General features: G+C 65.0%; 10 protein-coding genes. All 10 read left to right on the top strand.

The window, feature by feature from the left end; translation table 11 throughout:
- The first annotated feature begins 132 nt into the window (after positions 1–132).
- The 10 genes from ACM43_RS04700 to ACM43_RS04655 all read left to right on the top strand — a co-directional run bounded on the left by ACM43_RS04700 (position 133) and on the right by ACM43_RS04655 (position 13,615).
- Complete coding sequence (locus tag ACM43_RS04700) at positions 133–369, top strand: hypothetical protein (protein ID WP_271538418.1); 237 nt, start codon at positions 133–135, stop codon at positions 367–369.
- A gap of 119 nt (positions 370–488) precedes the next feature.
- Complete coding sequence (locus ACM43_RS04695) at positions 489–734, top strand: hypothetical protein (RefSeq protein WP_271538416.1); 246 nt, start codon at positions 489–491, stop codon at positions 732–734.
- Positions 735–848: 114 nt separating this feature from the next.
- Positions 849–2,009, top strand: a complete 1,161-nt coding sequence (locus ACM43_RS04690) for a winged helix-turn-helix domain-containing protein (protein WP_271538414.1) — start codon at positions 849–851, stop codon at positions 2,007–2,009.
- A 289-nt stretch (positions 2,010–2,298) separates the two neighbouring features.
- Entirely contained in the window at positions 2,299–3,630 is a 1,332-nt protein-coding gene (locus tag ACM43_RS04685) for an MFS transporter (RefSeq protein ID WP_271538412.1), read from the top strand.
- Positions 3,631–3,872: 242 nt separating this feature from the next.
- Positions 3,873–4,979, top strand: a complete 1,107-nt coding sequence (locus ACM43_RS04680) for an efflux RND transporter periplasmic adaptor subunit (protein ID WP_271538410.1) — start codon at positions 3,873–3,875, stop codon at positions 4,977–4,979.
- Between the two features lie 227 nt (positions 4,980–5,206).
- Positions 5,207–8,344: an efflux RND transporter permease subunit gene (locus tag ACM43_RS04675; RefSeq protein WP_271538408.1), complete on the top strand. Its 3,138-nt coding sequence runs from the start codon at positions 5,207–5,209 to the stop codon at positions 8,342–8,344.
- Positions 8,345–8,377: 33 nt separating this feature from the next.
- Positions 8,378–8,977, top strand: coding sequence for a TetR/AcrR family transcriptional regulator (locus ACM43_RS04670; protein ID WP_157286426.1), 600 nt, complete (start codon positions 8,378–8,380; stop codon positions 8,975–8,977).
- Positions 8,978–9,155: 178 nt separating this feature from the next.
- Complete coding sequence (locus ACM43_RS04665) at positions 9,156–9,779, top strand: flavin reductase family protein (RefSeq protein WP_271538405.1); 624 nt, start codon at positions 9,156–9,158, stop codon at positions 9,777–9,779.
- A gap of 285 nt (positions 9,780–10,064) precedes the next feature.
- A complete protein-coding gene (locus tag ACM43_RS04660) occupies positions 10,065–12,332 on the top strand; it encodes an acyl-CoA dehydrogenase (RefSeq protein ID WP_271538404.1) in 2,268 nt (755 codons plus the stop codon).
- On the top strand, positions 12,332–13,615 hold the full coding sequence (locus ACM43_RS04655; RefSeq protein WP_157286423.1) for an acetyl-CoA C-acetyltransferase: 1,284 nt from the start codon (positions 12,332–12,334) through the stop codon (positions 13,613–13,615). Before ACM43_RS04660 ends, ACM43_RS04655 begins: the two co-directional genes overlap by 1 nt.
- The last annotated feature ends 1 nt before the right edge of the window (position 13,616 follow it).

Below are 13,616 nucleotides of genomic sequence, written 5' to 3'. Positions count from 1 at the left end.
CATACTTCAATCATTCGATAATTTGACGCGAGGGGAGCCGAGTTCCGTCCTGTGCCGAGGCCAAGTGACTATCAGCGCGACTATCAGTTCCATCGCAGTGGCCCGCCGGATCGGACAGAGACCCTGAACGCAATGCCCATCTATATCGGTGCGGCGATGATCGCGGTGGCCATCCTGCTCTCGACACTGATCGCCGGGCTGACCTCCCGCTATGTCGGACTCGAAGGGCCGACCGACGAGAACGTCTGGCTGGTCGATCGCCTCACCGGCAGTGTCTATCGCTGTCAGGCGGAAGGACGTGGCAAGGCCATCTGCGAGCCGGAGGTTGCCACCGGCAGCGTCGGGGAGCGCCCAAAAGCCGCACGCTGAAAAGCGGGTATCACTGCAGCGCAGCAACGAAATTGTCTTTTCCCTGCAAACTCGTGGCGGAAGAATGGCAGTCGCGTTGTCCGGCATCAGGCCGGCTGCCTATTCGAGGAGAGAACTTGATGAAGACCCTGTTGCTCGCGACGGCATTCGTGGCACTCGCTCTGACCCCCGCATCGGCTGCCAAGATGGCGTGCACCAGTGCGAACATGGCAAAGCTCGTTGCCGGACTGGGCGGCGAAGACACGCCCAGCAAGATGGCAGCGCGGAAGTCGATGGCTGCGGCCAATTCCGACATGAGCAAAGGCAACATGCGCGGCGCCTGCAAGCACTACGCGAGTGCCGAGAAGGCGATGGCGAAAAAGTAAGACATTCCCGCCGAATTGACACGTTCTGGCCGCGCTGGCAGCAGATGGCAGCGCGGCTTTTTCGCGTCTCTGCTTCTTTGCCTCGCGGCGAATCCCGCTACATTGCACGCTGCAATGCCCCGCACGCCCAAACCGCTTCCGCTCTCGACGACACAGGCCCGGCAGATCTGGCTGCATGCCCAGCGGCTGACCGACCGCGCTCCGTTCGGCGAAGGCGCAGAGGCCGTCTCGGCCGCTGTCGCCCATCTCGGCTATGTGCAGATCGACACCATCAACGTCATCGAGCGTTGCCATCACCACATCCTGTTCAGCCGGATCCCGTCCTATCGCCGCGCCGATCTGCGCCACGCCCAGAGTGTCGACAAGACCGTGTTCGAGTACTGGACGCACGCGCTCTCCTACGTGCCGGCGAACGACTTCCGTTTCTTCCTGCCGGCGATGCGCGAGCACCGCCGCGAGGGACACAAATGGTTCGCCGCGGTGAAGCCGGCCGACACGCGCAAGGTGATGCGGCTGCTGCGCGGCGGGCCGCTGACGATCCGTGACATCGACGACGACGTGCTCGTCGAGAAGGAGCATCTGTGGCAGAGCCGCAAGCCCTCGAAGCGGGCGCTGCAGCTCGCCTTCTATACCGGGGCGGTCACCATCAGCGCGCGCCAGGGCATGCTTAAGACCTACGAGTTGACGACGCGTCATTTCGGCTGGGATAGGCTGCCGAAGCCGGCGCCGGCAAGCGAGATCACGGCCTATCTGCTCGACCGCGCGTTGCGCTCGCAGGGCGTGGTCAGCCTCGATTCGGTCTGCCATCTCGATGCGCCCAGCAAGAAGCCGGTCGCGCGCCTGATCGCCTCGCGCGTCCGCCGCGGCGAGCTCGTGCCCGTCGCGATCGAGGGCGCCGGTAAGCAGGAGCACTGGGCCTCGCCTGCAGCGCTTGAGCCGCATGAGGTGTCGCCCGATCTCGTCCACATCCTCTCGCCGTTCGATCCCCTGATCATCCAGCGCAAGCGCACCAACCTCATCTTCGGCTACAACCACCTGTTCGAAGCCTATGTGCCGAAAGCCAAGCGCAAGCTCGGCTATTTCGCGCTGCCCGTGCTGGTCGGGGACGAGATCGTCGCCGCGCTCGATCTCAAGACCGACCGGCAGAACAAGAAGCTGTTGATGCAGAAATGGACCTGGGTCGGGCAGGGCAGGAAGACGGCGGGCCGCAAGGAGCTGAAGCGCGTGATCGAGGAGGAGCTGGACCGTTTCGAACGGTTTCAACTGGCGGAGTGAGTCTCCGACGGCAGTCTTGTAGGGTGGGCAAAGCGAAGCGCGCCGCCTATTCGACGACGAGACGTGGGCACGGCGCTACGGCGTCTTTGCCCACCCTGCGGGACCGCGCATGGCAACCCGATCGATACACATGCCAAACGCAATCCCAAAAGCAGCGCGGATCAGTGAGGTCCGTAGAGGCGCAACAGGCGTGCCCGGCTGCGTCTCGTGCATTGCTTGCTCCATTGACTCTTTGCTCGCGATGCTGAAAACGGCCGCAGACCCGAAAAAAGCAACAACCCGGGAAGCCATGAGTCAAACCACCACCTATGCCGGTTCCGCCGGCGCCACCAAGTCGGACATCGAAACCTCGACAATCCGCGCCATCTCCTGGCGCCTGATTCCGTTCCTGGTGCTGGCCTACTTCTTCTCCTATCTCGATCGCGTCAATCTCGGCTTCGCCGCGCTGACCATGAACGCCGATCTGAAATTCACGCCGCTGATCTACTCCTGGGGCGCCGGCATCTTCTTCATCGGCTATTTCATCTTCGAGGTGCCGAGCAACCTCGCGCTGGAGAAATTCGGCGCGAGCCGCTGGATCGCCCGTATCATGGTGACCTGGGGCATCATCTCGGCGCTGATGGCCGTCGTGAGCGGCGTCACCAGCTTCTACGTCCTGCGCTTCCTGCTCGGCGTCGCCGAGGCCGGCTTCTTCCCCGGCATCATCCTCTATCTCACCTATTGGTATCCGGCCGAATATCGCGCCCGCTTCCTTGCTGCCTTCGCCATCGCGGTGCCGGTCTCGACCGTGATCGGCGCGCCGATCTCGGGCCTGTTGCTCGGGCTCGACGGCATGATGGGGCTGAAAGGCTGGCAGTGGCTGTTCATCCTCGAGGGCATCCCATCGGTGCTGCTTGGCATCGTCACCTGGTTCTATCTCACCGACAAGCCGGAGAAGGCGGACTGGCTCTCGGCCGAGCAGAAGGCCTGGCTGAAGGCGAAGCTCGATTCGGAGATCGCGGCCAAGCAGGCGGTGAAGCATTTCTCACTCGGCGAGGCGCTGTCTTCACCGAAGGTGATCGCGCTCAGCCTGGTCTATTTCGGCTTCGTCGGCGCGCTCTACGGCATGCAGTTCTGGCTGCCGCAGATCGTCAAGGCGTTCGGCCTCACCAACGCCCAGACCGGATTCGTCACGGCGATCCCGTATCTGTTCGGCACCATCGCCATGATCCTGTGGGCGAGGCATTCGGATGCGAGCCGCGAGCGCGTCATGCATGTCGGCGCGCCGCTGCTGCTCACCGCAGTCGCGCTCGGCATCTCCTCCTATCTCACCGATCCCACGCTGACGATGGTGGCGCTGACGGTGGCCGCGATCGGCGTGTTCTGCTGCTTCGGCGTGTTCTGGACGCTGCCGACTGCCTGGCTCTCCGGCACGGCCGCCGCCGGCGCCATCGCGCTGATCAACTCGATCGGCAACCTCGCCGGCTTCGGCGGGCCCTATCTGATCGGCTGGGTCAAGGAAGCGACGGGGCAGACCTCGACGGGCCTCTTGGTGCTCGCCGTGCTGCCGTTGATCGCGGGCATCCTGGTGTTCGTCGGCGGACACGACAGCAAGCACGAATTCGCCGAACGGGGGCGGTGAGGGCGCAGCTCGTTACTCTCGGTAGGGTGGGCAAAGGCGCACTTGCGCCGTGCCCACCACCTTCCACCAAGAGCAAATGGGGGGCACGCTCCGCTTTGCCTACCCTGCGATAGCACCTCCGCAGTGGTCCCCAAATCCTTACCACCCGTTCACGATCACGCATTCCTGATGACTGACGATTATTGACTTTTATCAGTGAACAGTCGACATTCCTCTCAATCGAGATGCAGGAGTGTCCTTCGATGTTCGTCCGGTCGATTTTGTCGAGCTATTCCAAGCTTTTCGCAGGAGCCGCGCTCGCCCTGATGGCCGTTTCGCTGGCAGGGTGCAACGATACCGTCGCCGAGAAAGCCGAGCCGCCGCGGCCGGTTCTGGTGGCAACCGCCCACTACGCTGCCGAGACCCCGGAGCGCAGCTTCGTCGGCACCATCCGTCCCAGGATCGAGAGCGATCTCGGCTTCCGCGTCGCCGGCAAGGTTGCCAAACGCCTCGTCGAAGTCGGCCAGACAGTCGAAATCGGCCAGCCGCTCGCCACCCTCGACGAGGTCGACCTGAAGCTCCAGGCCGAGCAGGCCGTTGCCGAGCAGACCGCCGCAACCGGCGTGCTGGCCCAGGCCGCCGCCGCCGAGCAGCGCGCCAAGGACCTCAAGGCCAAGGGCTGGACCACGGACGCCCAGCTCGACCAGAGCCGCGCCGCCGCCGATGAAGCCCGTGCGCGCTTGAACCGGGCCGAGCGCTCGGTCGAGTTGACCAAGAATTCCCTTTCCTACGCGACGCTCAACGCCGACGCCCGCGGCGTCGTCACCGCAACGCTGATCGAGCCCGGCCAGGTGGTTGCCGCGGGCCAGGCTTCGATCCGTGTTGCCCGCTTTGCCGAGAAGGAAGCGGTCGTCGCGATCCCTGAGACGCTGGTCGGACGCGCCAAGTCGGGCGTCGCCAGCGTCACTCTCTGGTCCGAGCCGAACAAGAAATACACGGCCAAGCTGCGCGAGATCGCGCCGGCAGCCGATCCCGCCACGCGGACCTATCTGGCAAAGTTCTCGCTGCCCGAGGCCGACGACAAGGTCGCGCTCGGCATGACGGCGACGCTGACGCTGTCGGATGCCGCGATCGAGCGCGTCGCGCGGTTGCCGCTGTCGGCGCTCTTCAACGAAGGCGGCAAGCCCTCCTTCTACGTCGTCGACGACAACGGTGGCGTCACGCTCAAGCCGGTCACGGTGAAGTCCTACGAGAGCAAGGACGTCGTCATCACCGGCGGCGTCGAAGAGGGCGCCAAGATCGTCGCGCTCGGCGTGCAGAAGCTCGATCCCGGCCAGCGGGTGCGGATCGTGTCGTCACTGAGTTTCTAGTCCTGTCATTTTCCGGGTTCGCCCTGCGGTCGCCCCGGATCGGCGAGACAAAAGAAGTGAGTTACGTCGTGTGAGGTGAGTTTCGGCCTTTGTCCCTAAGCAAAGGCTGAAGCGGCGAAGCGATCCAGAACCTGCCCAGCCCCCTGGATTGCTTCGCTGCCTCGCGACGACGGTTTGAACAGAGCGGCTGTCGTTGTTTGCAACTGGATCGTCTTTCGGAGAGTGCGATGAAGCGCTTCAACCTTTCGGCCTGGGCCGTCAGCCATCCGACGCTGGTGCTCTTCCTGATGATCATCCTCGGCGTCGCCGGCTTCTTCTCCTACGAGAAGCTCGGCCGTGCCGAGGATCCGTTCTTCACGGTGAAGGTGGTCAACGTCTCCGTGATCTGGCCCGGCGCGACCGCGCAGGAAATGCAGACCCAGGTTGCCGATCCCATCGAGAAGAAGATCCAGGAGCTGCCCTATTTCGAGAAGGTGCAGACCTATTCCAAGCCCGCCTTCACCGCGCTCCAGGTCACCTTCCGCGACAACACGCCGCCGAAGGACGTGCCCTACCTCTTCTATCTCCTGCGCAAGAAGCTGGTCGACGTGCAGGGCCAGCTGCCGTCCGGCATTCTCGGGCCCGTCGTCAACGACGAGTTCTCCGACGTCGATTCCATCCTCTACATGATGACCGGCGACGGCGCCGATTATGCCCAGCTCAAGAAGGTCTCCGAAGGTTTTCGCCAGCGCTTGCTCAAGGTGCCGGGCGTGACCAAGGTCGACGTCTACGGCAACCAGGATGAGCGCATCTTCGTCGAGTTCAGCCATGCCAAGCTCGCCACGCTCGGCATCACGCCGCAGGCCCTGTTCGATTCGCTCGCCAAGCAGAACAACGTGACGCCGGCCGGCACGGTCGAGACCTCCTCGCAGCGCGTGCCGCTGCGCGTCACCGGCGCGCTCGACGGTGCCAAGGCCGTCGCCGAAACGCCGGTCGAGAGCAACGGCCGCGTGTTCCGTCTCGGCGATATCGCCACCGTCACCCACGGCTATGTCGATCCGCCGAGCTTCGTCGTGCGCCAGGAAGGCAAGCCCGCCATCGGCATCGGCGTCGTCACCGCCAAGGGCGCCAACATCCTCGAGCTCGGCAAGGAGGTCGAGAAGGCGACGGCCGACTTCATGAAGGCGGTGCCGCAGGGCGTCGACGTCAAGCTGATTGCCGATCAGCCCAAGGTGGTCGAGCACGCGGTCGGCGAGTTCGTGCACTCCTTCATGGAAGCGCTCGTCATCGTGCTGTTCGTCTCGTTCCTGGCGCTCGGCTGGCGCACCGGCATCGTGGTCGCATTGTCGGTGCCCCTCGTGCTCGGCATCGTCTTCATCGTCATGAACACGATGTCGCTCGACCTGCACCGCATCACGCTCGGCGCGCTGATCATCGCGCTCGGCCTGCTCGTCGACGACGCCATCATTGCGGTCGAGATGATGGTGGTGAAGATGGAGCAGGGCTGGGACCGCATGCGTGCGGCGTCCTTTGCCTGGGAATCTACTGCGTTTCCGATGCTCACGGGAACGCTGGTCACGGCCGCTGGCTTCCTCCCCATCGGCTTTGCCAATTCCGCAGTCGGCGAATATGCCGGCAGCATCTTCTGGATCGTGGCAATCGCGCTGGTCGCCTCCTGGTTCGTGGCGGTGATCTTCACGCCCTATATCGGCGTCAAGCTGCTGCCCGAGATGAAGGCGCACCACAATCACGATCCGCACGCGGTCTACGAGACCCGCATGTACCGCGGCCTGCGCGCCATCGTGAAATGGTGCGTCAACCACCGCATCACCGTGGTGGTCGCGACCGTCGGCGTCTTCGCCGCCTCGATCGTCGGCTTCGGCCAGGTCCAGCAGCAGTTCTTCCCGCTCTCGGAGCGCCCCGAGCTGTTCCTGCAGCTGCGCCTGCCGGAAGGCACCGCCTTCAACGTCACCGAGAAGGCGGTGAAGAAGGCCGAGACGCTGCTCAAGGACGACAAGGACATCGAGACCTATACCGCCTATGTCGGCCAGGGCTCTCCGCGTTTTTGGCTCGGCCTCAACCCGCAGCTTCCGAACGAGGCCTTCGCCGAGATCGTCATCGTTGCCAAGGGGGTCGAGGCGCGCGAGCGCATCAAGGCCAAGATCGAGACCGCGGCCGCCGAGGGCTTCCTGACCGAGGCACGCGTGCGCGTCGACCGCTTCAATTTCGGTCCGCCGGTCGGCTTCCCCGTGCAGTTCCGCGTGATCGGCCCCGACGCGAACAAGGTTCGCGAGATCGCCTACCAGGTCCGCGACGTCATGCGGGAGAACAAGAGCGTCAAGGACGTCCAGCTCGACTGGAACGAGCAGTCGCCCTACCTCAAGCTCGTCGTCGACCAGGATCGTGCCCGCGCCATGGGCCTGACCCCGCAGGACGTCTCGCAGGCGCTGGCGATGCTGATCTCGGGCTCGCAGGTCACCACCGTGCGCGACGGTATCGAGAAGGTCGGCGTAGTCGCCCGCGCGATCCCGTCCGAGCGCCTCGACCTCGGCGGCGTCGGCGATCTCACCATCACCTCGCGCAATGGCGTCGCCGTGCCGCTGCAGCAGATCGCCAAGATCGAATACGCGCACGAGGAGCCGATCATGTGGCGGCGCAACCGCGACATGGCCATCACTGTGCGTTCCGACGTGGTCGACGGCGTGCAGGCCCCTGATGTCACTAACCAGATCACGCCGAAGCTGAAGCCGATCATGGATCACCTCGAGCCGGCCTACCGGATCGAGCCGGGCGGCGCGTTCGAGGAATCCGCCAAGGGCAACGCCTCGATCTTCATCCTCTTCCCGGTGATGGTCATGGTGATGCTGACGCTGCTGATGATCCAGCTGCAGAGCTTCTCACGCCTGATCCTGGTGTTCCTGACCGCGCCGCTCGGCATCGTCGGTGCCTCGCTCGGCCTTAACGTCGCCAATGCCCCGTTCGGCTTCGTGGCGCTGCTCGGCCTGATCGCGCTCGCCGGCATGATCATGCGCAACACGGTCATCCTGGTCGACCAAATCGAGACCGACGTCAGCCACGGCCTGACCCGGCGCGAGGCGATCGTTGAGGCGACTGTCCGCCGTGCCCGGCCGGTGGTGCTGACGGCGCTCGCCGCCATTCTCGCCATGATCCCGCTGACGCGCTCGGCCTTCTGGGGCCCGATGGCGATCACCATCATGGGCGGCCTGTTCGTCGCGACCTTCCTGACGCTGCTGTACCTGCCGGGCCTCTACGCCCTGTGGTTCCGCAAGAGCCTGGACGAGGCCGGAACGCCCGAGCAGCCGGCCGCGCCGCAGCATGGGAGCGATGACCCGCACGCAATTCCGCTTGCCGAAGCGGCTGAATAGATGAGAAGACTGCTGACCAGCGAGTCCTGACTGATGGCCCTTGTTTCGGAACATATCGAAGTCGACACCCGGGATCGCATCCTCGAGGTGGCCGAGCGGCTGTTCCGCCAGATCGGCTACCAGAAGACGACCGTCGGCGACATCGCCAAGGAGCTCAGGATGAGCCCCGCCAACGTGTATCGCTTCTTCGAATCGAAGAAGGCGATCCATCAGGCGGTGGCCCGCTCGCTGATGGGCGAGGTCGAGCTGGAGGCGCAGCGGATCGTGGCAAGGCCCGGTCCGGTGCTGCCGCGCTTCCGCGAGCTGCTCATCACCATCAATCGCATGAATACCGAGCGCTATGTCGGCGACAACAAGCTGCATGAGATGGTCGAGATCGCGATGCAGGAGGACTGGGAGGTCTGCGTCACCCATATGGAGTGCATTGCCGGAATGATCGGCCAGATGATCGCGCAAGGCGTCGCCTCCGGCGAGTTCGAGGCGCCCGACCTGCAGCTGGCTGCGCTCTGCTCATGCACGGCGATGATGCGCTTCTTCCACCCCCAGATGATCGCCCAGTGCGCCACCAAGCCGGGCCCGACCATCGATCAGATGATCGATTTCGTCATCGCGGGTCTGTCGCCGCGCCACTGACGCGGCAGCGGGTTTCCTCCTATAAGCAGACTGATCGCCCGGGCATGACCGCCGGAGGCGGACCGGGACGGACCCACAAACTCCGTCATTGCGAGCGCAGCGAAGCAATCCAGACTGTCTTCGCGGAGGGATTCTGGATTGCTTCGCTGCGCTCGCAATGACGAAAAGGAAGCAGCGCGTGACCGACAAAGACCTGTACTTCTACGAGCCCTCCAAGGGCCACGGCCTCAAGCACGACCCCTTCAACGCCATCATCGCGCCGCGGCCGATCGGCTGGATCTCCTCGCGCGACGCCAGGGGGCACATCAACCTCGCGCCCTACAGCTTCTTCAACGCGTTCTGCTACGTGCCGCCGATCATCGGCTTCTCCTCGACCAACTGGAAGGACACGGTCGAGAACATGCAGCAGACCGGCGAGTTCGTCTGGAATCTGACGACGATGGATCTCGCCAAGCACATGAACGCGACCGCGGCGCATGTCGCCCCCGAGGTCGACGAGTTCGAGGTCGCGGGCCTCACCGCCGTGCCCGGCAAGCTCGTCAATGTCCCGCGCGTCGGCGAGAGCCCCGTCGCCTTCGAGTGCAAGGTGTCCGACATCGTCCGCCTCAAGGGCGCCAATGGCAAGGAGGCCGACGCCTGGCTGACGCTGGGCGAAGTCGTCGCCGTCCACATCGACAAGGCCTTGATCAAGGACGGCGTCTACCAGACCGCCGCCGCCCGCCCCATCGTCCGCGCCGGCCGGCGCGGCGATTATTTCGAGATTAAGCCGGAAAACATGTTCGAGATGGTGCGGCCGGATTAGGCCCTCTCCCTCAACACGGTCATTCCGGGGCGCGCCGTTGGGCGCGAGCCCGGAATCCATACTCCCGATGGTGGTTATGGATTCCGGGCTCGACGCTTGCGCGTCGCCCCGGAATGACGTCGACAAATAGTTAACCCATTTCCCCTCCCGGAACTGCACCCACGCCCCCGCCGTTATCGCTCGGGCGGCCGCCCGGCCGCGTCAATGTTGCAGGCGAGATGCTCGCCTCCGCCAGCCGATTTCCGCTAAAATGCCTGACAACCGCGCCGATGCATGAGGTCCGCCATGAGCTTCCGCCGCGACACCATCACAAAGCCGATCTTCTCATGGGCGCGCGGCGTGCTGCCGGCGATGTCCGACACCGAGCGCGAGGCGCTGGAGGCGGGGGACGTCTGGTGGGATGCCGATCTCTTCACCGGCAACCCCGACTGGTCGAAGCTGCTGAAGGTCCCGCAGGCGACGCTGACGGACGAGGAGCGGGCCTTCCTCAATGGCCCCGTCGACGAGCTCTGCGCCATGCTCGACGAGTGGAAGATTTTCTGGGAAACGCGCGACCTGCCGCAGGACGTCTGGCACTTCGTCAAGCGCGAAAAGTTCTTCGGCATGATCATTCCGAAGGAGTTCGGCGGCCTCGGCTTCTCGCCCTACGCGCATTCGGAAGTGGTGCGCAAGATCTCGACCCGCTCGATCGCCGCCGCAGTCACGGTGATGGTGCCGAACTCGCTCGGCCCGGGCGAGCTCCTGATGCGCTTCGGCACCGCAGAGCAGCAGCAGCGCTGGCTGCCGCGCCTTGCCGACGGCCGCGAGATTCCCTGCTTCGGCCTCACCAGCCCGGAAGCCGGCTCCGACGCCGCCTCGATGGTCGACACCGGCATCATCTGTAAGGGCGAATTCGAGGGTCGCGAGGTCGTCGGCCTTCGCCTCAACTGGCACAAGCGCTACATCACGCTCGGTCCCGTAGCGACGCTGCTCGGTCTTGCCTTCAAGGCCTATGATCCCGATCATCTCGTGGGGAGCCGGGAAGAGCTCGGCATCACCGTGGCGCTGATCCCGACGAACCTGCCCGGCGTCGAGATCGGGCAGCGTCATCTGCCCTCGATGCAGGTCTTTCAGAACGGCCCGAATTGGGGCCGTGACGTCTTCATCCCGCTCGACTACGTCATCGGCGGCAAGGAGCGGCTGGGGCAGGGTTGGAAGATGCTGATGACCGCGCTCGCCGCCGGCCGCGGCATTTCGCTGCCGTCACTGTCGGCCGCCGGGGCCGCCTATGCGGCGCGCACCACCGGCGCCTATGCGCGCATCCGCGAGCAGTTCGGCATCTCGATCTCCAAGTTCGAAGGCGTCGAGGAGCCGCTCGCCCGCATCGTCGCGACCGCCTACCAGCTCGACGCCGCGCGCCGGCTCACCTGCGCGGCACTGAACGCCGGCATCCATCCCGCCGTCATCTCCGGCATCATGAAGCTGCACGCGACCGAGCGGATGCGCACCGCGGTCGACGACGCCATGGACATCCATGGCGGCAAAGCCGTGATCGACGGTCCGCAAAACTATCTCGGCAATCTCCACCGCGCCGTGCCGGTCGGCATCACCGTCGAAGGCGCCAATATCCTGACCCGCAATCTCATCGTGTTCGGGCAAGGCGCGATCCGCGCCCATCCTTACCTGCTCGACGAGATGAACGCGCTCGCAGATAGCGATCGCGAGCGCGGCCTCGGCGCGTTCGACAAGGCGTTCTGGAAGCATGTCGGCCACAGCTTCAGGACACTCTTCCGCGCCATGGGTCGCAGCTGGACCTTCGGCGCATTCGCCCCAGTGCCCGATGCGGGCGATGCCACGCCCTTCTATCGCCAGCTCTCGCGCTACTCGGCGGCCTTCGCGCTCTGTGCCGACATGGCGCTGCTGACGCTCGGCGGCGCGCTCAAGCGCAAGGAAATGCTGTCGGCCCGCTTCGGCGACATCCTGTCCGAGCTCTATCTGCTCTCGGCCGCGCTGAAGCGCTGGCAGGACGAGGGGCGGCAGAAGGAGGACTTTGCCGCGCTGGAATGGTGCATGGCGACCGGGTTCAAAACTATCGAGAACCGGCTCGCCGAAATTCTCGCCAACCTGCCGAACCGCTTCGTTGCCAGCTTCCTCAGGCTCGTGGTCCAGCCGTTCGGCGCCCGCGTGCTCGGCCCGTCCGACCGAATCGTGCACCAATGCGCTGCCATCGTGCTGGAGCCATCGGCGGCACGCGAGCGCCTCACGCCGGATCTGGCCCATGTCGACGACGACGGCGGCTTTGCGCGGCTGGAGCGCGCGTTCAAGCTGGTCGCGGCGACGGATGCGATCGCCAGGCGCATGCGCGCTGCGCAGATCCGCGACTGGAAGGAGGCGGTGACCAAGGGCGTGATCACGCAAGCCGAGGGCGAGCAACTCGCCGCTGCCCGCGAAGCCGTCACAAAAGTGATAGAGGTCGACGATTTTGCGCCGGAGGCGCTGTCGCCGATTTACAAGAAAACCGTCAATGTGCATCAGTTCTTCCAGGAACTCGGTGAGCAGAGGGCGGCGAGCTGATGGCACGACCGGTATTCATCGTCGACGGCAGCCGGACGCCGTTCCTGAAGGCGCGTTCGGGGCCGGGGCCGTTCACGCCGGTCGATCTCGCCGTGCAATGCGGCCGGCCGCTCTTGGCGCGCCAGCCGTTCTCGCCCGACAGCTTCGACCAGGTCATCCTCGGCTGCGTCAATGTGATCGCGGACGAGATGAACCCGGCCCGCGTCGCCGCGCTCCGGCTCGGCATGGGCGAGGATATGGTCGCCTTCACCGTGCAGATCAATTGCGGCTCGGGCATGCAGTCGATCGACACCGCCTACCGCTATATCCGCGAAGGCCATGCCGACATGATCCTCGCCGGCGGCACCGAGGCGCTCAGCCACGCGCCGCTGGTCTGGCCGAATTCCGGCGTGCGCTGGTTCGCCGGCCTTGCCACCGCCAAGGGCGTGGCAGCGAAGCTCGCCTCGGCGTTCAAGCTGAGGCCGCGCGATCTCAAGCCGATCATCGGCCTCGAGCGCGGCCTGACCGATCCCGTCACCGAGCTGAACATGGGCCAGACCGCGGAGGTCGTCGGCCATCTCTTCGGCATCACGCGCGCGCAGTCGGATGCCTATGCGGCCGAGAGCCATCGCCGGCTCGCGCATGCGCAAAGCGCGGGTTATCTGAAGGGCGAGGTCGAAACGGCGTTTTCCCGCGACGGTAAGTTCTTCGACCACGACGATGGCGTGCGTCCGGACTCCACCGCCGAGACGCTCGCAAAGCTCCGGCCGGTGTTCGAGCGCCCATGGGGGCAGGTCACCGCCGGCAATTCCTCGCAGATCACCGACGGTGCCTCCTGGGTGATCCTCGCCTCTGACGCTGCCGTTGCAAAGCACAAGCTGACGCCGAAAGCTGCGATCGTCGACAGCCATTGGGCCGCGCTCGACCCCAGCATCATGGGGCTCGGTCCGGTGATGTCGGTGACGCCGCTGCTGAAGCGCAACGATCTCACCCTCAAGGACGTCGAGACCTGGGAGCTGAACGAGGCCTTCGCAACGCAAGTGCTCGGCTGTCTCGCCGCCTGGAACGACGACAAGTTCTGCCGCGAAATCTTGCGGCTCGACGGCGCCGCCGGCGAGATCGAGCGCGAGAGGCTGAACGTCGACGGCGGCGCGATCTCGCTCGGCCATCCCGTCGGCACCTCCGGCAACCGCATCGTGCTGCATCTCGTCAACGCGATGAAGCGGCTCGGCACGCGGCGCGGAATTGCCACCGAATGCATCGGCGGCGGGCTCGGCGGCGCCATGCTGATCGAGGCGGTATGAC

The sequence above is a fragment of the Bradyrhizobium sp. CCBAU 45321 genome (assembly GCF_028128975.1).
GTDB classification, from domain to species: Bacteria; Pseudomonadota; Alphaproteobacteria; order Rhizobiales; family Xanthobacteraceae; genus Bradyrhizobium; species Bradyrhizobium yuanmingense.
The sequence above is the reverse complement of the archived record's forward strand: the minus strand, read 5'-3'. Positions and strand labels throughout refer to the sequence as shown.